This window comes from Nocardiopsis sp. CNR-923 (assembly GCF_001942255.1).
GTDB lineage: Bacteria > Actinomycetota > Actinomycetes > Streptosporangiales > Streptosporangiaceae > Nocardiopsis.
The window spans coordinates 1-22,863 of the sequence record NZ_MKKC01000072.1; the positions used below are offsets into that span (position 1 = coordinate 1).

At 72.8% G+C, this 22,863-nt stretch carries 12 protein-coding genes, 6 pseudogenes and 1 riboswitch; of the genes and pseudogenes, 12 read left to right on the forward strand and 6 right to left on the reverse strand.

All coding sequences use genetic code 11. From position 1 onward, the window contains the following. Positions 1-232, reverse strand: a pseudogene (locus BJF83_RS09385) (hypothetical protein); the annotation flags it as partial. A gap of 298 nt (positions 233-530) precedes the next feature. Then, a complete protein-coding gene (gene fbaA / locus BJF83_RS09390; RefSeq protein WP_075925988.1) occupies positions 531-1,553 on the reverse strand; it encodes a class II fructose-bisphosphate aldolase in 1,023 nt (340 codons plus the stop codon). 412 nt (positions 1,554-1,965) lie between these two features. Between fbaA and BJF83_RS09395 the strand changes: the two genes are divergently transcribed. Further along, positions 1,966-2,343: a RodZ domain-containing protein gene (locus tag BJF83_RS09395; protein WP_075925989.1), complete on the forward strand. Its 378-nt coding sequence runs from the start codon at positions 1,966-1,968 to the stop codon at positions 2,341-2,343. Positions 2,344-2,420: 77 nt separating this feature from the next. On the opposite strand, the pseudogene pyrE reads toward BJF83_RS09395, so the two are convergent. Continuing rightward, positions 2,421-2,952, reverse strand: a pseudogene (pyrE, locus tag BJF83_RS09400) (orotate phosphoribosyltransferase). A gap of 61 nt (positions 2,953-3,013) precedes the next feature. Between pyrE and cutA the strand changes: the two are divergent. After that, positions 3,014-3,361 (forward strand): divalent-cation tolerance protein CutA, encoded by a 348-nt coding sequence (gene cutA / locus BJF83_RS09405; RefSeq protein ID WP_262391436.1) that lies wholly within the window; start codon positions 3,014-3,016, stop codon positions 3,359-3,361. After that, a pseudogene (locus tag BJF83_RS09410) lies at positions 3,358-3,958 on the forward strand (hypothetical protein). Before cutA ends, BJF83_RS09410 begins: the two are co-directional and overlap by 4 nt. A gap of 75 nt (positions 3,959-4,033) precedes the next feature. Here BJF83_RS09410 and eccCa read toward each other — a convergent pair. Both eccCa and BJF83_RS30960 read right to left on the reverse strand, forming a co-directional pair. Further along, positions 4,034-8,031 (reverse strand): annotated as a pseudogene (eccCa, locus tag BJF83_RS09415) (type VII secretion protein EccCa). A gap of 140 nt (positions 8,032-8,171) precedes the next feature. Then, positions 8,172-9,544: pseudogene (locus BJF83_RS30960) on the reverse strand (DUF6177 family protein). Positions 9,545-10,148: 604 nt separating this feature from the next. Here BJF83_RS30960 and BJF83_RS09425 point away from each other — a divergent pair. The 6 genes from BJF83_RS09425 to BJF83_RS27420 all read left to right on the forward strand — a co-directional run bounded on the left by BJF83_RS09425 (position 10,149) and on the right by BJF83_RS27420 (position 15,558). Further along, positions 10,149-10,478, forward strand: a complete 330-nt coding sequence (locus BJF83_RS09425) for a hypothetical protein (RefSeq protein WP_075925991.1) — start codon at positions 10,149-10,151, stop codon at positions 10,476-10,478. A 34-nt stretch (positions 10,479-10,512) separates the two neighbouring features. Further along, the gene (locus BJF83_RS09430) at positions 10,513-10,812 is read left to right on the forward strand and encodes a pore-forming ESAT-6 family protein (RefSeq protein WP_075925992.1); all 300 of its coding nucleotides are present in this window, start codon (positions 10,513-10,515) and stop codon (positions 10,810-10,812) included. Between the two features lie 75 nt (positions 10,813-10,887). Next, a complete protein-coding gene (locus tag BJF83_RS09435) occupies positions 10,888-11,865 on the forward strand; it encodes a TNT domain-containing protein (RefSeq protein ID WP_075926012.1) in 978 nt (325 codons plus the stop codon). 67 nt (positions 11,866-11,932) lie between these two features. Further along, complete coding sequence (eccD, locus tag BJF83_RS09440) at positions 11,933-13,258, forward strand: type VII secretion integral membrane protein EccD (protein ID WP_075925993.1); 1,326 nt, start codon at positions 11,933-11,935, stop codon at positions 13,256-13,258. A gap of 12 nt (positions 13,259-13,270) precedes the next feature. Then, on the forward strand, positions 13,271-14,173 hold the full coding sequence (locus tag BJF83_RS09445; RefSeq protein ID WP_075925994.1) for an ATPase: 903 nt from the start codon (positions 13,271-13,273) through the stop codon (positions 14,171-14,173). A 1,001-nt stretch (positions 14,174-15,174) separates the two neighbouring features. Then, a complete protein-coding gene (locus tag BJF83_RS27420; protein ID WP_075925996.1) occupies positions 15,175-15,558 on the forward strand; it encodes a hypothetical protein in 384 nt (127 codons plus the stop codon). 257 nt (positions 15,559-15,815) lie between these two features. On the opposite strand, the gene BJF83_RS09460 is transcribed toward BJF83_RS27420, so the two are convergent. Then, positions 15,816-16,421 carry a hypothetical protein gene (locus tag BJF83_RS09460; protein WP_316042238.1) on the reverse strand — a complete coding sequence of 202 codons (606 nt, stop codon included), beginning with the start codon at positions 16,419-16,421 and terminating at the stop codon, positions 15,816-15,818. A gap of 339 nt (positions 16,422-16,760) precedes the next feature. On the opposite strand from BJF83_RS09460, the gene BJF83_RS28830 reads away from it, so the two are divergent. The 3 genes and pseudogenes from BJF83_RS28830 to BJF83_RS09475 all read left to right on the forward strand — a co-directional run bounded on the left by BJF83_RS28830 (position 16,761) and on the right by BJF83_RS09475 (position 22,278). Continuing rightward, a complete protein-coding gene (locus BJF83_RS28830) occupies positions 16,761-18,317 on the forward strand; it encodes a sigma-70 family RNA polymerase sigma factor (protein WP_262391437.1) in 1,557 nt (518 codons plus the stop codon). A gap of 1,628 nt (positions 18,318-19,945) precedes the next feature. After that, positions 19,946-21,678 (forward strand): annotated as a pseudogene (locus BJF83_RS09470) (NYN domain-containing protein). A gap of 27 nt (positions 21,679-21,705) precedes the next feature. Beyond that, positions 21,706-22,278 carry a hypothetical protein gene (locus BJF83_RS09475; protein WP_075925997.1) on the forward strand — a complete coding sequence of 191 codons (573 nt, stop codon included), beginning with the start codon at positions 21,706-21,708 and terminating at the stop codon, positions 22,276-22,278. A gap of 304 nt (positions 22,279-22,582) precedes the next feature. After that, a riboswitch (cobalamin riboswitch) is annotated at positions 22,583-22,776 on the forward strand. The last annotated feature ends 87 nt before the right edge of the window (positions 22,777-22,863 follow it).

Consider the following 22,863-nt stretch of genomic DNA (forward strand, 5'->3'; position numbering starts at 1 on the left):
CCACGGCCAGATCGGGCCACGCTGGCCGGTGCTTGCGGACCTGGACGGTGAGCGTCACCTTCCCGCCGCACTCGGTGCGTGATCCGGTTCCAGCCAGTGAGTTCCCGTACTGGCTGGGAATGTTGGCGCCGAGTCCGCAGGGGGCGGCGGCACGACCGATCGCGGTGTCGGTCCCGGCCCACGCCGCCGCGCCGACGAGCACGGTCCCCGCCGCCAGAACGCCGACTGCCACGGTACGCGCGATGCTGTTCCTGGTCTTCACTTTTCCTCATTCTTCGCCGAGGGGTCGAGGCGTTGAGGAGAATTCCCGGACCTGCTCCGCTGAAACGGGGGTGTGGATAACCTTTATTTTCGCTGGGTGATTAATCACGGTTTGATAGGTAATGTGGAGCCGATTCTGCGCTAATTCAGGGTGCGGGTCTGTGGATAACCTGTGGAAAACCAGAAGGGGTGTCCGGGTGCGTTCCCGCACCCGGACACCCCCGTCGCGAACCGCGCCCGCTCCGCGCGGGCGCCCTCGCCCTCCGCCACTACCTCATCTTGTTGCCCGCGGACTTCAGCTGCTGGGCCCCCTCGACGACGCGTGCGGCCATGCCCGCCTCGGCCGCCTTGCCGTAGGCGCGCGGGTCGTAGGCCTTCTTGCTACCGATCTCGCCGTCGATCTTGAGCACGCCGTCGTAGTTGCGCATGACGTGATCGACCACGGGACGGGTGTACGCGTACTGGGTGTCGGTGTCGATGTTCATCTTCACCACGCCGTACTCGATCGCCTCGTGGATCTCCTCCAGGGTGGAGCCGGATCCGCCGTGGAACACGAAGTCGAACGGCTTGACCTTGCCGTACTTGCGACCCACCGCCTCCTGGGCCTCCTTGAGGACCTCCGGGCGCAGCTTCACGAAACCCGGCTTGTAGGAGCCGTGCACGTTGCCGAAGGTCAGGGCGGTCATGTAGTAGCCCTTCTCGCCCAGCCCCAGGGCCTCGGCGGTTCGCAGAGCGTCGTCGGGGGTCGTGTACAGCTTCTCGTTGATCTCGCCGACGATGCCGTCCTCCTCGCCGCCGACCACGCCGACCTCGATCTCCAGGACGGTGCGAGCGGCCTTGGAGGCGGCCAGCAGCTCCTCGGCGATCCGGAGGTTCTCCTCCAGGTCGACGGCCGAGCCGTCCCACATGTGGGACTGGAACAGCGGCTCCCGGCCGTTGGCGACGCGCTCCCTGGAGATCTCCAGCAGCGGGCGGACGAAGCCGTCGAGCTTGTTCTCGGGGCAGTGGTCGGTGTGCAGGGCGACGTTCACCGGGTACTTGTCGGCGACCACGCGGGCGAACTCGGCGAAGGCGACCGAGCCGGTGACCATGTCCTTGACCGTGGCCCCGGACAGGAACTCGGCGCCGCCCGTGGAGATCTGGACGATGCCGTCGGTCTCGGCCTCGGCGAAGCCCCGCAGGGCGGCGTGGAGCGTCTGGCTTGAGGTCACGTTGATCGCCGGGTAGGCGAAGCCCTGGGACTTCGCGCGGCTCAGCATCTCGGTGTAGACCTCGGGGCTGGCGATGGGCATGCTAACTCTCCCTGGAATCGGCCTGGAGCGAGCGGCCGCCGGTCCTTCGCCCGGCGGCACCCCCACGTGCGTTGCCCCGGTGGAGGCCGGCCGTCGGGGGGTCGGCCCAAGGGGAGGGCCGCGTCCGGGTGTGTCCACCAGGTGTGGTCCAAGTATCCCGAACACGTGCGGCGCTTGAAAAGGTCTAGACCAAATTGGCCAGGGTTGAGCTCGTATGCGCAGGTCCTGGGTGTGCGGCCGCCGGGGGAGTCGCGAACCGGGCAGCCAGGGTCGCGGGAGGTCACGCGACGCGTGCCCGGGTTGGTGGTCTCGTGAGGTCGTCGGGCCCCTGCTGTCGCTTTTTGTCGTGATACACGCTACATTCAACGCCGTGGGAAGGCACAGGAACGATCCGCGCGGCGTTGGCCAGGTGATGGCCATCGTCGGGGCCGTCCTGCTCTTAGCCGCTCTGGTGGCCCTCGGCGGCTACTTCCTCTACCGGTCGCTGCCGAGCGACGGCTCCAGCGTGAGCGCCAACGCGTCAGGAGCCTCCGCCGACGTGGAGGAGCCGGAGAACATGGGCGTGCTCTACGTGCGCGTTATCGGCGAGTCCAGCAACGTCTTCGTCCGGGTCCCGGGCGGTGACGTCCTGCACGACCAGGTGATAAGGCAGGGCGGATCGATCACCTTCGCCCAGCCGCCGCTGGAGGTCACCATCAGCGACCCCGCGGCGGTCGAGGTCTTCGTCAACGGCAGCCAGCGCGACATCTCCGACCGCGACGAGGACTACAGCTTCACCATCGGCGAGTAGACCCGCGCCGGATCACACACCCCGGACGCACCGACGGCGGGGCCGTCGACCCCGCCGCTCCGATGCCGCACGCGCACTCAGACGTCCAGGTCGGACGCCTCGAACACCGCCCGGTACTCCAGGCCCTCCCCCGTCACCCGCTCACGCGCGCCGCGGTCCACGATCAACGCGACCGCGACCACCTCGCGCCCGCCTCACGGAGCGCCTCCACCGCCGTCAGCACGGAGCCGCCCGTGGTCGAGGTGTCCTCCAGGGCGAGCACGCGCCGACCCCTCACGTCGGGTCCCTCGATCCGGCGCTGTAGACCGTGCGCCTTGCCCGCCTTGCGCACCACGAAGCGTCCAGCCCGCGCCCGCGCGCGTGCGCGGCGTGCAGCATCGCGGTGGCCACCGGGTCAGCGCCCAGGGTCAGTCCGCCCACGGCGTCGAACTCCAGGTCCGCGACGTTGTCCAACATGACCGAGCCGACCAGGGGCGCGGCCTCCGCGTCCAGGGTCACCCGACGCAGGTCGACGTAGTAGTCGGCCTCCATCCCGGAGGACAGGGTCACCTTCCCGCGGACGACCGCCTTATCGTTGATCTTACGCAGGAGTTCATCACGTTCGCTCATGATCAGTGAGCCTAGAACACCGGGCGGGGCCGCGCGGACGCGCCCGCCCAGGTCGGGAGGGGTGACCGTGCCGGGACCCGAGGGCACCGTCCGGGTGGAGACCACCGTCGACGGACGGGAGAGGGCGGAACGCGTGGCGCGGTCGCTGATCGAGCACCGCCTGGCCGCGTGCACGCAGGTGAGCGGGCCGATCACGAGCTTCTACCGGTGGGAGGGCGAGGCCCACGTCGACGAGGAGTGGCTGGTCGTCGCCACGACGTCCGCCGACCGGGTGGACGCGCTCGTCGCGCACGTCGCGCGGATCCACCCCTATGACGTCCCCGAGGTCGTCGCCGTGCCGGTCATCGGGGGCAACACCGCGTACTTGGAGTGGGTGGTCGAGGAGACGCGGAGCGGCGGCACCGCGTGATCGCCGTCCTCCTCCCCCCGCCGCTCGGCCGCCCGTCGCGGCTCCCCGCTCTGGCGGGCGCTGGCGGCCCGCGGCGTCACACCCGTCCAGCCCCGGATCGGAGACGACCGGATCCCGCCGCACGCGGGCCGCTACGTCGCCCGCGCCAGCCTGGAAATCCACCGACTGGCGGGCACGGCGAGCCCGGTCGCGCTGGTCGCCGAGGGGGACGCGGGCCCGCTCGTCGGCGCGGTGGGCGCGGCCCAGCGCGCGGCGCACCGGCCGGTGTTCGGATACGTTCTCGTGGACGCCTTCCTGCCCCAGCCCGGCGGTCCCACCCGGGCCGAACTGGAACGGGCGCAGAGCCCGGAGGGGGGCGTGGGGGATGCTGCGGACACCGGTTCCCGGGACGACGAGCCGCCCGGATACCGGTCCGAGCACCTGCCGATGGTCGCCGACTGGCCGGACGCCCCGTGCGGCTACCTGCTCACCGGCCCGGACCGCGCGCACGCTGCCCGCCTCGCCCGGATGCGCGGCTGGACGGTGCGTGAGACCGTGCCCGGGGAGGCGGCGGACGCCCTGCGGGAGCTGCTGGTGGAACTGCGGGGCACCGGCTGAGCGGTTCCGCCTGGGCGCCGTCCCCGGCCCCTCGCCCCCGCCCGGGAGAGGGGCACGACCGGGGCCGGGCCGGGATCACCCCCGGTGGGAGCCGCCCGGGGCTCTCAGCGCGGTCTGCACCAGCCGCGCCGAACCGCCCCGCGCCACCCACGTGCCGCGACCGGGCGGCTGTGGCGACGCGTACAGCCTGGGTAGGAGCTGCCCCTCGCTGCGGTCGCCCGACATCACCAGAGCGCCGGTGCCGATCTCCCGCATCGCCTGCACCAGCGGGTCGAACAGTCCGCGCCCGGCACCGGCCACGCGGCGCGCCACCACGAAGTGCAGCCCGATGTCGCGCCCGTTCGACACGAACGGCACGAACGGCGCCAGCGGCTTCTGACCCGCCGTCGTCAGCACGTCGTAGTCGTCCGCGAGCACCACGATCCTCGGACCCCTGATCGCACCCGGTTCCAGCGCGTCGAGGTCCCCGTCCTCGGGCAGACGGCCCTCCAGTTCCCTGGCGACGCCGCCCGCCAACCCCGCGCACACCCGCGGACTGCTCGCGTACCCGCCCGTGTACTCCTCCGGGACCACGTCCCGCAGGGTGCGCCTCGGGTCCATCACCGCGAACACCACCTCGTCGGAGCTGTACCGCTCGACCAGTCCCTCGGCCACCAGACGCAGCAGGTTGGTCTTGCCGCACCCGCCGTCCCCGAGGACCAGCAGGTTCTGGTCTGCGTCGAACAGGTCGAGCAACACCGGCTCCAAGGCCCGCTCGTCCACCCCGATCGGCACCTTCTTCGGCTCGGAGTCCCGGGTGGGCAGCGTGCGCGCGGGCAGTTCGTGCGGCAGGACGCGCACCTCCGGAGCGCGCTTGCCGCGCCAGGCCCGGTTCACCGAGCGCACGGCGGCCTGCACGATCTCACCGAGCCCCTCGTCGCCGGTGACGCCGTCGAACCTCGGCAGCGCCACCTGTCCGAACAACTCGGTGTCCGTCAGGGCCCGGCCGGCGCCCTGGGGCCGATCGTCTCCGCCAGTTTGCGGTCGATCGTCGACTCCGACGGGTCGTTCAGGCGCAGTTCCACCTTCTGGCCGAAGTTCGACTGCGCGGCGATGCGCACGTCGTTCCAGCGCAGCATCCCCGCCACCACGTGGACGCCGTACCCGCCGCCGCGCTGCAACAGGTCGTTGACCATCGGGTCGATGTCCTCGAAGTCCTTGCGGACAGCTCCGAAGCCGTCCACGCACAGCACCACGTCGGCACTGGCCAGCTCGGGCACCTCGCCTCGGGCGTGCTTCCGTCGCAGCTGCCGCACCGAGTCGATGCCCCGCTTCCGGAACACCTCCTGCCGGTGGTCCAGCATCCCGCGTAGCTCCTCCACCGTGCGCCGCACCCGCTCGGCGTCGGTCCGCACGGCCACACCGCCCACGTGCGGCAGTCCGGCCAGGGATTGCAACCCGCCGCCGACCAGGTCCAGCCCGTACACGGCGACCTGCTGCGGTGTGTGCGTCAGGGCCAGCGACAGCACCATCGTGCGCAACAGGGTGGTCTTGCCGCTCTGCGGACCCCCGATGATCGCCGCGTGCCCTCCGGAGGCGGTCAGGTCCAGCTCCCACACGCCCTGCCACTGCTTGGTCGCGTCGTCCAACAGCCCGACCGGGATGGACAGCTGAGTCCGCTCCCCGGGAAGCCGCAGCCCGTCCTCGGTCTCCTCCGGCGCGCCGACCACCGTGTCCAGGGTGGTCACGGACGGCAGCGGCGGCAGCCAGATCTCGCGTGTGCGCTCCCCGTGCCGCGCGAACTGGCCGACCATCACGTCCAACAGCGTCGGGCCGACCGTGCGGGAGGGCATCGGCGACTCCTCCGCGGCCGGTGCGTCCGCCCGCACCGCGGACGCGTCGTCCCGCTCGTTGAAGGCGGTGTACCGGCGCACCGACGGGGCCGCCTCGGTGTCCTCCTCGGCCACCGGCCCGCGGTAGGGCCCCGACACGTAGCCCGCCTTGAACCGCTGGTAGACGCTGGTGTCCACCTTGAGGTAGCCGAAACCGGGCAGGGACGGCAGGTGGAAGGCGTCGGGCGTGTTGAGCACGGTGCGGCTCTCCTCCTCGGAGAAGGTCCGCAGGCCCAGGCGGTAGGACAGGTAGGTGTCCAGGCCGCGCAGCTTGCCGCCCTCGATGCGCTGGCTGGACAGCAGCAGGTGCACGCCGATGCTGCGGCCGATCCGGCCGATCGACAGGAACAGCTCGATGAAGTCGGGTCGGGCGGTGAGGAGTTCGCCGAACTCGTCGATGATGACGAGCAGGTGCGGCAGCGGCGCAAGGCCGGGATCGTGCTGGCGCCTGAACTGGTAGTCGCCGATGCTGGCCACGTTCCCGGCGTCGCGCAGGACCTGCTGGCGGCGCTGCACCTCACCCGACAGGCTCGCGTGGACGCGCTCGATCAGCGCGGCGTCGTCCTCCAGGTTGGTGATCACCCCGGCGACGTGCGGCATGTCCTCGAAGGGGGCGAAGGTGGCCCCGCCCTTGTAGTCGACCAGCACCATGCTCACCCGCTCGGGCGGATGGGAGGCGGCCAGGGCCAGGACGAGGGTGCGCAGCATCTCGCTCTTGCCGGAACCGGTCGCGCCGACGCACAGTCCGTGCGGGCCCATGCCCAGCTGGGCCGACTCCTTGAGGTCGAGCACGACCGGTTGCCCCATGTCGTCCACACCGATCGGCACCCGAAGGAACGCGCGTTCGCTGCGCGGCGACCACACGCGCCGTACGTCCATCGCGGCCGGGTCCCGCACCCCCATCAGGGCGGGGAAGTCGATGTTGCCGCCTTCCTGCGCGCTCTCCTCGATGGACTCCGGGGAGAGCCGCAGCGGTGCGAGCATGCGGACGAGGCCGGAGAGCGTGGCGGCCGGGACGTCGTCCACGGTGCCGGACATGACCAGGGGGTCGGCGCCGCGCAGCTCCTCGATCCGCACCTGGTCGCCGGTCACGGTGACGCGGACGTTGACGTCGCCGGGCTCGTCGATCTGCCGCGACACCAGGTGCAGCACGGTCACACCCAGGTCGGCCGGGTCCATCGTGTGGTCGGGCCGCACCAGTTCGGCGGCGACCCCGCCGTGGGTGTCGTGGACGACGATCAGGCGGCGGAGCATCCGGTACGCCTCGCGCTTGCCCATCCCGCGGCGGACCTCCGACGCGAAGTCGGTGCGCGAGCGCAGTTCGTCGGCGAGGAGCCCGCCCAACCGGCCGGGGTCGGGCGCGATGAGGCGGACCGCGGCCCCGTTCTCGCGTCGCCGCTGGTCCAGGACCTGCGGCAGCCACGGTAGCCAGGTCCAGTCGTCGGCGCGCCCGGCGGGATAGGCGACGGCCAGCCCCGCGTCCTCGGGGGCGTGGAAGGCGCCGAACTGGGCGGCCAGGGCGCGGACGAGGCGCATCACGTCCTCGCGCTCGCCGATGACGCTGACGTTCCCGGCCATGTCCAGGGGCAGGGTGAGCGGCATCTCCGGGATCGTCTCGAACCGGCGGATCGCGGCCTGGGCCTCGGAGAGCATGAACGGGTCCGTGGGGGTGAGGGCGGTGCCCTGCTCGGCCAGCCGCAGGCGGCGGCCCTCGGTCAGACCGGTGCCGATCCGCACCCGCAGGAAGTCGCGGTGGCGCCGACGGCGCTCCCACAGGCGCGTCGGGTCGCGGACGACGTCGTAGAGCGCCTCGGGCGGGGGGTCGAGCAACCTGGCGTGGGCTCGGGTGCGCTGCTCCCAGCCGCTCAGTTCCTCGCGCAGCTCCTCCAGGTACTGGAGGTAGAGTTCGCGCTGGTTGCGGCGCTGTCGGCCGACCTGGCCCCGTCGGGAGAACAGCATGGCGAGCGCGCCGAGGAGGGCCACGCACAGGAGCACGGCGCCGAGCGCCATGAACGCCGGGTTGCGCATGACCATCATGATCGTCAGTGACGCCATCATGCCCACCATCGGCAGGATGGACATGAGGGGGTTGCCCTGCGTCTTCCCGTCGGGCAGCGTGGGCGGCGCCTCCACCTCGTGGGGTTCCTGAACCGGAGTGGGGTGGACGGTCCGTGTCGGCCGGTGCACGACGCGCAGGCTCATCGGCGTTCCTCTCGGCTCGGGCTGCGGGGATGGGCGGGTCTGGCCGGACGGAGACGTGCCCTGACGTGGGGGAGCGGAGTTCGCGGGGGATGCCGCGGCGGGCCCGCGGGATGCGCAGAACCCTATCGAAGTCGGTTCTGTCAGGACGTTCCGGAGGAGTCCGGCGACCCCTCGGGGCGCAGGTGCCCCATGAGGCTGCGGAAGCGGTCCCAGGCGTTCGCCTCCGTGCCGTTCCCGATCAGGTACCAGACGGCGGGGGTCATGGGCGGGCCGAACGGGACCGAGCGCACCGGGGCGGACAGGGCGCGGTCAGTCCCGATCGTCGAGACCGCCTCCGCTCCGAGGGCCATGCCCACGGGAATCGGCGCCCCCGACCACCGGGCCGGATAGGTCAGGTCGGACCGGCCGCCCATCCGGCGCACCGTCGCGTTCTGGAGCACGTCGCGTGCGGCGAGCTCCTTGACGACCGTGGTCAGGGCCGCCGTGTCGGGCTCCTCCCCGGGCTCGTGCCCCACCGCGAACGTGATGTTCTCCCGCACGCCGTTGGCGGTCCGCCCCACCCGTTGGGTGCCGGCGAACGGACGGACTCCCTCCCCCCGCACGCTCTCCGGCGGCCCGGAGAACGCGATGAGCGTCTGGGCGGGCACGCGTCTGCGGCACGTCGCGGTCACGGCGTCGCGGTCCCAGGCGTGCGCCAGCGGTTCGCCGGTCCCCCACAGGGAGGGGAGGGCGCCGCCCAGGGTCTCGGCGAGGAGTTCCGCGGCCCCGCCCAGGAGGAGGTCGTCGGTGGCCGGGTGCTCCACGTTGACATCGACGAGCAGCTGTGCGCCCAGATCCCGCGCGGACCCCCGGAACGCCTCGTGCGGTCCGTCCTCGGCGGAGGCGTTCGGGTCCACGACGAACCCGGAGTCGGCGGCCCAGACCAGTGGGACCCCGGAGAACCCGTCGTAGTGGGCCGCGTCCGGCGCTGGACGACCCACCGGCAACCGGGACGTGCGACCAGGGAGCGAAGCGCGTACGTCAGTCGGCTGGCGGAGGGCGTGACGAGCTGGAGGCGGCGTCCCTCCCGTCCGTATTGGGCCACGGCGTCCAGGAGCCAGGGGGAGAGCGGCACCAGGGGGCGGTCCTGGAGCACGACGAAGCACTCGCCCGGGACGGCGGCGACCGCGGGGTGGTCGGCGGCGCCGTTGAGGTGTGCGTGGCTCCGGTCGAGGCGGCGTTCGGGCTCCCACAGCACACCGTCGTGCTCGTCGGCCAGGTACCGGGCGAACCGGCGGACCACGCCCGCGGTGTCGACGTCCGGGACATCGGTCCCGTGCGCCTCCACCCAGTACGGGGAGGAGGGCAGGTCGTCGCTGACTCCGTCGGCCAGCAGGCGGTCGGCCTCGGCGGACGTCTCCAGCCGCTGGGCGGCCTGGAGGGCGGCCACGATCCGGCCGTCGTCGTCGCGCAGCTCCACCAGCGCGCCCTCGGCCACGAGCCGGACCCTCAGGGCGGGTCCGGCCTCGACCATGGCCCTGGTCAGGGACCGCCGGTCGGGCGGCTGGGACAGCAGGGCGACCACGTCGTGGCTCAAGGAGTCTCCTCACGTGCGGGGCGGCGCCGGGCGGGCGGTCTCCGTGCGGTGGGGACCGCGGCGGTGGCCGTGGGGGTGACGGGGGCGGGATCGTCTTTCCCGGTGCGCGCCGTTCTTATCCGACCGGTGCAATTCGGTGCGACCGGTCCCGATCGTATTCGACGGCGCTTCCGTGGGATCACGCCGTGCCGCCGACTGTTCCCATCGGCCAGGACTTCGAGTTCGTCGACCTCCGGATGGGGACGGTGTTTCGGATGGGGTTTTCCGTGCCACCGGAGGCACTGTGGGGCGGGCGCTCCGGCTCCCGCGTCCGCGCGGTGTGCGCGGACCTCCCGCTCCGCGTCGAGGACAGCTTCGGAAGCCATTTCGATGTTGTCCACAGGTGGCCCTCCTCGCTATTCTCCGTCGGCGGCCACTTGTATTATTCGAAGTCCCCCGCCAACCGGGGCGGCGGTTCCGTGAAGTCGGAACCACGGCGACTCCACGCGCGTCTCCCTCCCGGAGGCGACCGCCTCGCGAGGCCCCCGAGGAAAGGTGAAGGATGCCACGCTGGGACCAAGGCGATACGACGCTGGTCACCCTGGGACAGAACACCGCGGGCAGCGGTGACGAACTCTCCACGCTGATCGGTCAGCTCGTCCAGGCGGCCGAGCCCCTCTACGGCAAGTTCGACGGACCCGGCAAGGCCGCGTTCGACTCCTTCAAGAACCGGGCCGACGCCATCGCCGCCGATCTGCGCGCCGGGCTCGGCTCCATCCAGGAGGGGCAGGCGGGCATGCAGGCGGCCTTCCAGACCGGTACCCAGACCATGACCGACGACGCCAACCAGAACATGGCCGCGGCCAACTTCGACGCCGCGAAGTTCAGGTAGACCGCGCCCACCCCCACCTGGAGGAGAACCTCAGATGTCCGGACGCAACGCCTACAACACGGATGCCTCCTCGGAGGTCCAGGGCAATATCAACGGCATCATGAACCGCCTGGAGGCGATCATCGGCCAGCACGAGAGCGACGTCGCCACGGCGATGAGCGACTTCGAGGCCGACGGCGTCTCCGACGAGTACCACGGCAAGGAACAGAAGTGGGACGCGGCGGCGAACGAGGTCCGTGAGATCATTCGCCTCGTGCGCGAGACCCTGGAGTCCAACGACGCCACGGCCCAGGAGACGCTGAGCCGCGCCGGAGCCGCGGTCGCCAACATCTGATCGACCCCGGCGAGACAGGCAGCGACCAGGTCGTCCCCCGCCCGGGGCGCCCGTGACCAGAACCGAGGAGTGCTGTTGGCCCGCGACTACGACAGCCAACTTCTTGAGTCCATCGCGGTCCGTCGGCAACGCCTGCGCGAGGCGGTTCTGTTCGGCGGCCAGCGCACCAGACGCCGCCTCGACGAGAACCTGGGCAAGCTGGTGATCAGCGCCTGTCTCGCCGCCGTGGTCTGCGGGGCCACGGTCGGATGGTCGTTCGTCACCGCCACCCTGAGCGACCAGCGGATCGAACAGGAGCAGGCCTCCTCCGGTCCGGCGGGCAACGCCGTCCCGCCGTTTCCGGGGGACTGGGTCGGAGCGCGGATCACCCTGGAGAACGCCCGCGAGGAGCTGGTCGCGGCGGGCGTCCCCGACACCCTGTACGTCCTCCCCGGCGACGAGCGGCCCGTGCCGGGGACCGTCGACAGCTACTACCTGGTCACCGAGGACGCGGAGGGGTACTTCGACTCCTCGGTCATCGCCTTCGACCAGGGGCGGACCGGGACGCGGTTCACCACCGAGGACGAGGCGGCCCGCTGGCTGTTCCAGGAGCTGGCCACCACTGAGGCGGAACCCGCGCCCCTGACCGCCGCCCAGGAGGAGGCCGTCGCCGGGGCCGCGGCGGAGCTGACCTCGCAGGTACGGGACAACCTCGCGGACCGCAGCGGCGACTCCTACCGGCACACCCTGGAGGTCGGCGACGTCGTCGACGCCTTCGGCCAGGAGAGCGGCCGTTTCCTCTTTCCCGACGGCACTCCCTTCCCCAACCGCGGTCTGCCCGAGCACGCGCGCAGGTCTCCGGACGGGCAGGACCTGTACCACCGCTACCGGGTCATCCACCCCTTCCAGGTGGGCGCCAGCACCGCGGCCCCCGACGGAGCCAGCCCGGGTGGCGCCGTCCGCTTCAGCCTCGACACGGCCGGGTTCGCGGAGGTCCCGCCGGTACCCACCGTGCGCTGGCTGATCGGCCATGGCTACCTTGAACGCGTCGCCGTGAGCGACGTTCCCGCCTGAGGACCGCACGGGTGCGGATCCGAACCTGGCGGGACCCCCGCCAGCCACGCAGCACGATTGGAAGGCCATGACCGCTTGGAGCCGGGTGACGCTCGTCGGTGAGGAGCGCCGGGTCGACGCCGTCCTGCCCGCGTCGGAGCCCATCGGCGCGCTCATGCCCGAGGTGCTCGACCTCCTCGGCGACGAGGTGGGCCACCCCGCCCGGTCGCGGCACCTGGTCACCGCCTCGGGCATGGTCCTGGCGGGCGACACCACCCTCGCGGACCGGCGGATCACCGACGGAGCGGTGCTGCGGCTGGTCAGTGCGCAGGAGCCGGTACCGGCACCCGTGGTGCACGAGGTGCCCGAGGCGGTGTCCATGGCCCTGGACGGCCACCAGGGCCGGTGGAACCCGACCGCGGCACGGTGGACGTCCACGCTCGCGTTGGTCGTTCTGACCCTGAGCACGGGGTGGATCGTGTGGGGCTTCGCGACGGGAGGGGCGGCGATCGGCGGCATCGTCGCGGGCGCCGTGCTGCTTCTGGCGGTGGGGGCCGCGATCGGGCCGACGTGGCGCGAGCCCCTGGGCACCGCACTTGCGATGAGCGGCACGGCGATGGGCGCGCTGGGCCTGTGGTTGGCCAGTGACCTGTTCGGCTGGCCGCACTGGGTGCGCTGGGGCGGGATCGCCGCCCTGGCGGCCGGGGCGGTGCTGCTGCTCGGCTTGACCTCCGGGCTCGGCCGGGGAGGGCTGACCGGTGGCGGGGTCGGCCTGGCGCTGGCGGCGGTGTGGTCGGTGGGGGCCGCGCTCGGTTTGCCGAACCACCAGGTCGCCGTGGTCATGGCCGTGGCCTGCGTGGTGCTGCTGAGCACGCTGCTGCGGTTGGCGCTGGTGTTCTCGGGACTGGCGGTGCTGGACGACAACCGCAGTTCGGGCGACGCGGTGACCCGGGCCGACGTGCTCACCTCCGTCGCCGGCGCGCACCGGAGCCTGGTGATCGCGACCGTGGCGGTCGCGGTCGCGGCCGCCACCGCGGGGCTGGGGTTGGCCTCGGAGTCCAACCCCTGGACGGTGGGCCTGTCGGCGGTCCTCGCCGTGGTGGTCGCCAGCCGGGCGCGGTTGTTCCCCCTGATCGCCCAGAAGTCCGTGCTCATCGTGGCGAGCCTGGTCGTCCTGGTGAGCGCCCTGTTCGCGGTGGCCGAGGCCTGGCCATGGGGGGTGTGGTCCGCGTTGGGCGTGGCGGTCGCGGTCGCGGCGATTCCCGCGGTGGTCCTGTCCGTCGAACAGCCCGAGCACGTTCGAGCTCGACTGCGGGGAGTCACCAGCCGGTTCGAGGCGATCGCGGTCGTCGTCCTCATCCCGTTGGCGATCGGCGCCTTCGGCACCTACGAACGGCTCCTCGCAACGTTCTGACCTGGAGGGACGATGAGCGTTTCGCAGACGACCACCGTGTCCGGCGATCGCGCGGTAGCGGGTGACACCCTGGTGCGCCGAGTCGGGCGCGCCACGTTGCGCCCGTTCCGGTCGGTGGACGAGGTGGCCTGGGCGGTCGAGGTCGGTCGGCGGTTGCAGCGGTCCACCGCCACGGGGCGGCGGATCGTCGTGGACGACCTCGGGACGGGTGCGGACACCGCGGTGGTGACCGCTCTGCTCGCCCGCGCGTTCGCCCATTACCGGCACGACCGCGTGCTCGCCGTCGACGCGACCGGGCGGTCGCCGTCACTCGCGGTGCGGCTGGGCGCGGACGGAACGGCCCACCTGGATTCGGGTGTGGACGAGGCCGCCTTCGAGACGGCACGCGAGGTGTTGTCGCAGGCGGGCGAGGGGTTGTGGACGGTCGCGACGGCACGGGACGACGCGGCGGCCTACGCGTCCCGCCTGCTGCCGCTGTCCCGCTTCTTCGGGGTGACGTTGGTCGCCGGCGCGGGGGACGCGGCGTTCGTGGACGCCGCGGCCGAGGCGGCGCACGCTCGCGTGTGGGTCGTGCGGGCCACGCGCGCGGCCGTGACACGCGTGGGCCGTGCCCTCGACGCGTTCGTCCAGGGCGGTCGGGAGTTCGAGGCGCGGCGGACGGTCGTGGTCCTGTTCGACGAGCGGCGCGGCGAGGATCCGGGCCTCGACGCGGCGCGCACGGCACGGGTCGTGGCCGACAGCGGTGCGGGTGTGGTGCGGATGGCGCATGATCGGCACCTGGCTCGGGGGAGGGGGGTTCGGGCCCGCGACATCGCCGCGGCGACGCACCGAACGATCCTGGACGTGGCGGCTGAGGCGCTGAACCGCGCGGTCGACGGCGACCGCCCGGGCGCGCGGAGGGGACAGACGTTGTGAACCATCGGAACCCGCGGCATCCCGAGGACCCGAAACGCCCTGACGTGCCCGAGGCGGACCCGCACCCGCACGGGCAGCCGTACATCCCGCCGAGCCCTTACGCGATCGAACGGCCGGCGCCGCACGAGCCGACCGGCCCCAACCAGACGCCCTGGGAAGCACCCTCCGGCCCGCACCAGTCGGCGTGGTTCGCCGACTCCGGGCCGCACCAGGCTCCGTGGTCGGGGCACTCGGGGTCGCAGCGCCCTGCGGCGCCCCCCGGCGGGGCGCCGTCGTCGCGCGTCGTCGCGCAGGACTCGGTGGCCGAGGCCTTCCTGACGGGTGCGCCCAAGCCCGAGCCGCCGCCCGCCGAACCTCCCGGCCCTGCTCCGCGGCCCCCGCACGGTGCGGCCCCGGCGTCGCCCTGGGCGCCCCCGACCGACGGGTCGCGGTCGGGATCCGCGCCCGGGGCCCACTGGCGGGGGCCAGCCGCGTCCGGGACGCCCGATCCCCGAAGCGAACGGGGAAGCGGTTTCCAGGCGGGGCCGGTGACGCCCGTTCCCGGGGGGCCCGCGCCTGGCCTCGGGCAGGGCGGTGCGCCTTCGCGGGAGGTGTTCCCAGGGGCGTACGGGCAGCCGCCCGGGGCGTCGGATGTCCTCCCTCCGGCTCAACCCGGAACCGGAACGCCCGTGGCCGGAGGGTTCGTTCCAGAGTCGCCTGGGCTCGGAGCGTCGAGCACGGGGGCTCCGCCATCGGGTCCTCCGATCCTGGGGCCACCTGGGCCCGGGACCGAGCGGGGCAGTGCCTCCCCGCGGAGGCCGGGGCCGTGGGATGCGCCGCCTGGCCCAGGCGTCGGGAGGTCAGGCGGCTCCGCGTCCCCCACTCCGGCGTGGTTCGGCACGACGGCGCCCTCGGACGTGCCCCGAACGACGCCGTCGGCCCCGGATCAGCGCGCCGCGCCGACCACGGGCGAGCCCCCTCAGGGGGGCGCCGCGCGACCCCCGGCCGCCGACATGCCAGTTGTGGGGGTCCACCCGAACTCCGACACGGGGGAGACCGACGTCTTCCTCGTCCACGGCTCCGAGCGAAGGGCTCGCGGGAAGAAGGTTCAGGTAGCCCCCGAGGCCGCGCCCTCCGCGCCGCCCGAGGCCACCGTGTCCACGGAGGCCGCGACCTCAGCGTCTCCGTGGGCGCGTGCTCCCGAGGAGGCGGCACCGCCCACCGCCCGGTCCGTCTCGGGCGTCCTGCCCGTTCCGGAACCCTCCGCGACCGGGTTCCTCGACGGCGCACACACGCCGACACCCGGTGGGTATGAGGCGCGCATCGCCGCGATCCGGCCCGTTCCGGTCGCGTGGACGCGGCGGGCCGTCTTCGCGGTGACCGGCGGCCGGGTCAACCTCGGTTGATCCCGTGATCGGGTGACGCACGGGGAGGCGCGCCCGCCTCCCCGTGCGGACGCGCCTCCGGGGGCGTCGGGTCTCGACACCCCCACGCCGGACGCGTCTCCGGGCCGCCCCGAAGGGGCCAGAGGACCCGTGTCCCGTCCGGCGGGCCGACGCACCACGCCCCTCCCCTCAGTGGGGCGCGGAGGTCGGCCCACCGCCCCGCGCCGGGTCGCGCCTCCCTCATGGCGGACCGCGCGGCGCGGGGCGGCGTCATGCGGTCATGGCCCCGACCTCGCCAGGCCGTCGACCAGGGTGACCGCCTCCACAAGGGTCGGGGGGAGCGGAACCGCCCACACGCCGGCCCCGTGACCCCAGCCTGACTCTCGGCGCAACTCGGCCAGCCGTGCGTCGAGGTCCTTCGACTCCTGCGCGACCACCGCGATCCGGACCCGGCCGAGCAGGCACACCGATTCCCCGCGGGTGAAGAACCGGCGCAACTCGTAGCCGAGCACGATCAGCCGGGCGGCGCGCCGCCACGGATCCATCGCCGGGTCCAGCGTCACCACGACCAACCGGTGCTCCACGGCGGGAGGGGCGTCGTGGCCGATCGGGTACAGCTCGCCCAAGCGGGCCCTCAGGTAGGGCAGGGTCGCCAGGCCGGTCAGCGCGTCCCGGCAGGCGTCCTCCGACCGGCATCCGTCCGCCCACCCCTCAGCCATCGCTCTGACCAGCCGCAGCGGTGGATCACCCCACCCGACCGCCTCGGTGAACGCCGCCAGGTCCGCCAGGCTCTGCCCGACCCCGACGCCCGCCCGTGCCCGCGCCGCTCCCAGACGACCGGAGGCGTTCGCCAGACCGGACCCGGTCGCGAAGGACTCGCACACCGCGTCGACCGCCGGAGTCCACCAGCCGGCCCCCGTGTCCCACCCCGTTTCCCGGCTCCGCGTCGCCCACAGGCGCGCAGCTCCCGGGCACGGACCCTGTGGTCGCATGCCCCGGCTCCCGCCGCGTCGTCACCCATGGCACCGCTCCCCCCTGTCGTCCGTTCCCCCGGCGCCGGTCGCGGCCCGCGCACCCGGGCCCGTCCGTCCGCCTCTGCCTCGGATTACGGAGATCGGTGGCGGCTATGACGCCGATGCGGGATATTTTTTCGGGGACCTGCGAAAACGACGCCGATCCGGCGTTCCTCCCAGCTGGCGGGGACTGTTGAGAAAGGACGCCGGGTGACCGACGCCGACGGCCATCACACAGAGGTGCTTACTGGTGACGACCAGTGCATCAAGCGGGTGCGCGGCGGTGACACCGCGGCCTACGGCGTCCTCTACGAACGCCACGGCCGCGCCGCGCGCGGTCTGGCCCGCCAACTCCTGCGCGGGGAGGCCGAGGCGGAGGATGCCGTCGCCGAGGCCTTCACCAAGGTGCTCAGCGCCATCCAGCGCGGCCAGGGACCGACGGACTCCTTCCGCCCCTACCTGCTGACCGCCGTTCGCAACGCCGCCTACGACCGCGGACGCGGGGAGAAGCGCCAGGTCGTCACGGGAGACATCGAGAGCCTCGATGCGGGCGAGCCCTTCGTCGACCCGGCGCTCGCGGGCCTCGAACGCTCACTGATCGCCCGAGCCTTCCTCTCCCTCCCCGAGCGCTGGCAGGCGGTGCTGTGGCACACGGAGATCGAGGGGGTCAAACCCTCCGAGGCCGCACCCGTCCTCGGGATGAACGCCAACGGCGTCGCCGCCCTCGCCTACCGCGCCCGCGAGGGCCTGCGGCAGGCCTACCTCCAGATGCACCTGGCGGGCGGGGGCGCCGCCGAGCCGTGCCGTCCGACCCTCGGCCTGCTCGGCGCCTACGTCCGGGGCGGCCTGGCAAAGCGGGACACCGCCAAGGTCGGTGCGCATCTGGACGGTTGCGCGGACTGCCGCGAGGTGTGCGCGGAGCTCATGGACGTCAACGTCGGACTGCGCGGGACCGTTCTGCCGCTGGTCGCGGGGGCCGGCGCCGCTGGCTACCTCGCCTCCGTCCCGGGCGGAGCCGCCACCGGCGCCTGGTGGGGTCGGATGTCGCGCGGTCAGCAGCAGGCGACGGCCGGAGCCGCCGCGACGACGGCCGTCGCGGTCGCGGTCGCCCTCGCGCTGGTGGGCGGCGGGGACCCGCTGCCGGATCCGCCGGGCGCCGCGCCTTCCGTTCCACCCGCGCGGCCCGTTCCCGCGGACGATCCTCCCGTGCAGGATCCCCCGCGGCACCCGGTCGCGCCGGTCACCGAACCGGTGCCGTCCGAGGAAACCGAGCCCGAGCCCGACCCTGAGCCCGAGCCTGAGCCTGAGCCTGAGCCCGAACCCGAACCCGTGGTCGTGCCGCCCGCGGACGTGCCGGAGGCCGAGGTCCCCGCGCAGGACGCTCGCGAACCGCTGTTCGCGGCGGGCATCGACCGGTCGGGGCGCTGGTTCCGGGCAGCGACGGAATCATGGTCATGGACGTGCGCAACATCGGCGCGGCCACCGTGGACGAGGTGGTCGCCCGCATCACGCTGCCGCCCGGGGTCGAGATGGTCGCCTCCGGCGGAGCGGGCAACGCGGTCTCCGGCGCGTCCGGCCACGGGGACTGGAGTTGCGCGGCGGGCAGCGGCGGCGGCCGGTGCGTGCACCCGGGCATGGACACGGGCCAGAACGGCACCCAGTTCTTCGACGTACGGGTGGCCGGGGACGCCGGCACCGGGATCCCCGCCGCGGTCTCCCTGTCGACGGGTGGCGTCTCCGTCACCGCGGCGGGTGAGCGCGGCGTGACCACCGAGGGCGTGGCCGCGCGCTACGCGACGGCGGGGCGCGTCCGTACCGAGACCGTGGGCAACGCTCTGATGACGTGTGTCGAGCCGGATCTCCCCGAACCCCCGGAGGTACCGTGGCCGTGGCCCTGGCCCGTGCATCCGCACACACCCTGGCACGGCCACGTGCACGGGCATCCGCACACACCTTGGCACGGCCACGCGCACGGGCATTGGGACGGGGGTCTGGGCATGTCTTCGGGCACGCGGCAGTGGGCGGTCCCCGAGCCGACGACCGACGCCGACACCCGGCGGGTGCCGACGGGCGGCCGATCCGGTCTGGGACTGGAGGAGTCGACCGAGAACCCAGACGCCGATGGTGCCGGTGAGAGCGCAGGGAACTCGGAGGATTCGGCCGTGACCGAGGGTGAGGTCGGACTGGCGGGCGTCGGAGCCGACACCGAGGGCCCGGCTCCGTCGGAGGCGCCCGGTCACCCGGAGGGAGCCGGCTCGCCGCCGGCCTCCGGCGCGTCCGAACCGCGGGTGGGCCCCTCGGGCCCTGAGGAGCCCGAAGTTCAGGACGCCTCCGAGTTTTCGGTAGGTCCGGAACCCACGTCCATTCCCGAGGAGGACGGCCGCGCGGAGGAGGGGCTCTGCGCCCAGGCGCGCGCACGGGAGGGATACCTGCTCGACAACGACCACTGGGAGATGGCGCCGCTCGATCGGGACTGGAACCCCGACACCGTCTCCTCCAGTTCCGCGATCTGGGAACTGCCCGAGGGCGGCGTGGTGCGCTGGGCGGGCCTGTACTTCTCGGCGGGGGGCCGCCACAACGCCCCCACCGCCAGGATCAAGGGTCCCGCAGTGGACGGGTACCGAACCGTCGAGGCGGACGAGACCCGTGTCGTGGAACTGCCCGGCTACCCCGTCTACCACGCGTTCGCCGACGTCACCGACCTGGTGCGCGCCCAGGGCGGCGGCGAGTGGTGGGTCGCCGACGTCCCCGCGGCCGAGGGCCGGGGCCGCTACGCCGGGTGGAGCCTGGTGGTGGTGGTGGAGGATCCCCGAGTGGGCTCGTACAACCAGGCGATGGTGCTCGACCACACCGACCTGGTCTTCCAGGGCGGCTCGGTCGGCTATGCCGTGTCCGGGCTGCTGCCGGCCGCCGTGCCCTCCACGCTCGACGTCGTGGTCTGGGAGGGCGACGCGGGCCTGGACGGTGACTCGGTGGCGGTGGACGGAACCGTTCGCACGCCGCGGGGCGACGACGCGGGCGAGGCCAACTGCTTCGTCGGTTCCGCGCGCGGCGCCGTCGGGGATCCCGCCACGTTCGGGACGGACGTGGTCCGATTCGACGCAGTACTGGGACGTGAATCGGACATCCGAATCAGGTCACATCAGGACGCCGTGGTGGCGGGAACCATTGCTCTGACCGCACCCATGCGCACCTGAACTCCCGACTCGGTATGACTTCCCGATCACGCTGTGTGGGTGGTGAAAGGGGCGAGTCACCCCGGAACTCCGCCTGTGCGTAGCGTGACCATAACCGTGAGTGTTCGCGGGTGGCACGCAAAACAAGACAGACTTGGCTAGGCTGTGGCCCGGTCATGGATATGGCCCCAGAGTCAACAGGGAAGGGGGCGGTGTCACGTGGACCGCTGCGCGTTGTTCGTCGACGCGGGATACCTTCTCGCGGACGGCGCGATGGCCGTACACGGAACCCGCAACCGGGACTCCGTCTCCTGGGACTACTCCGGTCTCGTCCAGTTCCTCAACGAGGTCGCGCGGGACCGCACCGGCCTGCCGCTCCTGCGCTGCTACTGGTACGAGGCCGTCGCCGACGACCGGCGCACCCAGGAACAGGACGGCATCGCCGACATCCCCGGCATCAAGTTCCGCGCGGCCCGGATACGGCCCGGTCGCCGCGAGGGTGTGGAGAGCTACGTCCAGCGCGACCTCACCACCCTCGCGCGAACCGGTGTCCTGTGCGACGCGGTCCTGGTCAGCGGTGACGAGGACATGGCCTCGGTCGTCGCGGACGTCCAGGACCTGGGCGTGCGCGTCACCGTCGTGCACGTCTCGGTCGAGGGCAACTGGACCATCTCCCGAACCCTGCGCCGGGAGTGCGACGACCTCATCGAGATCGGCGCCGGCCACCTGCGCCCGTACGTCAACCTGCTCACCAGCGGTGGTGCCACGCAGGAGACCGCGGCCAAGACCACGACGCCGTTCTCCAACGGCCGTGCCCGCTCCGCGCCTGACACACCCCGCCAGCCGGTCGAGGTCCAGCCCGGCGGCGGCAGGGTCGAGCCGGTCGGGGGCGCGGGCGGCGGTCTCGACGCGATCTTCGCCAGCACGGGCCCCCAGTCCGTTCCGCAGGGCAGCGCCATGGACCAGCTGCGCGCGATGCGGCGCTCGCTCGCCCAACAGCGCGGCGACCACCTCGCCGGACCCTCCGCGGACAGCCCGGCGCCGGTCCCATCGACGCCAACGGGTTCCCCTCCGGCGCCCAGGCGCCGATGGGCGGCAGCGGCGCCTTCCCGAGCACGACGCAGACGGCCGCGGGCGGACACGCGCGGGGCGGGCAGAACGGCCAGGCTCTCTACTCCGGGGGAGACCAGGCCGCGCACGGCACCGAGCAGAACGGGTACGGCCTGCCCGGCAGAGCGGTGCCGGGGCAGGTCGGGCCAGGCGCCCACCAGCACCCGGCGACCGGACCCCAGTCCGCGTTCACCAACGGCACGGGACCGCAGCGGTCCTTCGCCTCGGGCACCGGCCCCAGCGTTCGTTCGCCTCGGGCACGGGACCGCAGCGGTCCTTCGCTCGGGGACCGGCCCCCAGCGTTCGTTCGCCTCCGACACCCACCAAGGCACCCGCCTCCGCAGAGAAGCGGGCCGCCACCCCAGACGGACCCGCGTTTCGGGCCGGGCGACACGCCGGGTTTTGGGGGTGCGAACGACGCAAACCCTACCTATGGGACCAGTACGGAAACTGACGCCGCTGGCCGCGGCGAGGCGGCTCCCGGATACGGGGGTTCGCCGCGTACTGGTCCCGAGCTTGACGGCCCCTTCGGCCGACGGGGACTCCAGGAATCCAGTCCCAGTCCTGGATATCCCCAGCAGACACACGTCGTCGCGCATACCGTGGACGATGCGGTGCATGTCGCACACAGAGAAGGGAACGACTTCGCGGAGTCGATCGCGCGTGAGGCGCCCGCCCTGTGGGTCGAGGCGGTCCTCGCCCGGAGGCCCCGGATGCCCTCCGACCTGGAGGCGCGTCTGCTTCAGGGCTCTGCGCTGCCGATCGACCACCTGCTGAGGGACGAGGTCCGGGACGGACTGCGCCAGGGGTTCTGGCAGGCACTGGAGCGCGCCAGACCCTGACTGGCGCGCGGGAGCGCGAGTTAGGGGATGGGGGCGATGCGGTTGACCCACGTGACGGCGGCCGATCTCGACCGTATGGAGTTCCACGCCGTCCGGTCGGGTGAGCACGGCTCCGTCGCCGCCCAGTTGCAGGACCTGGCCAACCGGGTCGACTCCGGGAGCGAGATCACCCGCGCGGAGCTGTTCGTGCGCGCGGGGGAGCAGTGGGAGATCGCCCAGGAGTACGAGCACGCGTGCGCGGCCTACCAACGGGCGATCGACGACGGCGGTCCGACGGTGATCGACCCGCGTGCCCTGAGCGCGGGCGCCCTGCTGCAACTGGACGAGATCGATCGGGCCTACACGCAGCTCAAGCGGCTGGAGGGCGAGCGGGTGCTCGGCCTGCCCACCTACGTCCACGTCGCCGAGGTGCTTCAGGCGCACGACGACCTGGCGGGCGCCGAGCGCTGGGCGACCGTCGGGATCCGTGCCCACATGGGCACCATGGCCTCGCCGTACGTGCGCGACCTTCTCGACGAGCTGCTGCGGATGCGGTTCCGCGTCCGCACCGACCTCGGACTGGGCGAGGACGACCTGGACGGCCTACTGGACATCGACTGACCCCCGCGCCGGTCAGCCGCGCCGTGCCGGCCGGGCGGCCCTCCGGCCGCCCGCGGACGTGACTGTCGAAGCGTGTCGTGAGCTTTCTGACGCGCCTGGTGCGTCACACCGCCCCCGGGCCCCTAGGCTGTGTCGGGTCGCGGTCGCGCCCACCTTCGAATCGACGGTCGAAACCCCGCGAAACGGGCATGTTCGCGCACCCCATACCACGCCGCCGGTGCGTCCACCGCCGCGGCCCTCTGCTGGGTAAAATCCAAGACACGCCATCATCTTGCGGTGTTCCAACGCCCCATCCCCAAGATGTAGTATCTGTCCCGCTGGTGGTTCACCCCGACGGGGTGAGGCAAGAGGGAACCCGGCGCGCATCCGGGACTGCCCGCCACGGCGAGTGGGATCGGACTCCGCACACGTACTGGAATCCCCCGAGAGACCCCCGGGGAGCGACGCTCAGGAGACCGACCGCACGCCCGGGGACCTGCCACCGGCGCGCACCGGACCGTGCGCCGACGACGGGGCTTCGAGAGCGGGCCACCGCGACCCACCGGTCACGATGACCACGCGCGCTGAGCGTGTCGGCCCACCGGT

What these genes read in the sequence shown, in the direction of transcription:
- BJF83_RS09475 (WP_075925997.1), top strand. Translation starts at nt 21,706, where the DNA reads ATGGGGGCGATGCGGTTGACCCACGTGACGGCGGCCGATCTCGACCGT.
- BJF83_RS09445 (WP_075925994.1), top strand. Translation starts at nt 13,271, where the DNA reads ATGAGCGTTTCGCAGACGACCACCGTGTCCGGCGATCGCGCGGTAGCG.
- BJF83_RS09395 (WP_075925989.1), top strand. Translation starts at nt 1,966, where the DNA reads ATGGCCATCGTCGGGGCCGTCCTGCTCTTAGCCGCTCTGGTGGCCCTC.
- BJF83_RS09430 (WP_075925992.1), top strand. Translation starts at nt 10,513, where the DNA reads ATGTCCGGACGCAACGCCTACAACACGGATGCCTCCTCGGAGGTCCAG.
- fbaA (WP_075925988.1), bottom strand. Translation starts at nt 1,553, where the DNA reads ATGCCCATCGCCAGCCCCGAGGTCTACACCGAGATGCTGAGCCGCGCG.
- BJF83_RS09425 (WP_075925991.1), top strand. Translation starts at nt 10,149, where the DNA reads ATGCCACGCTGGGACCAAGGCGATACGACGCTGGTCACCCTGGGACAG.
- eccD (WP_075925993.1), top strand. Translation starts at nt 11,933, where the DNA reads ATGACCGCTTGGAGCCGGGTGACGCTCGTCGGTGAGGAGCGCCGGGTC.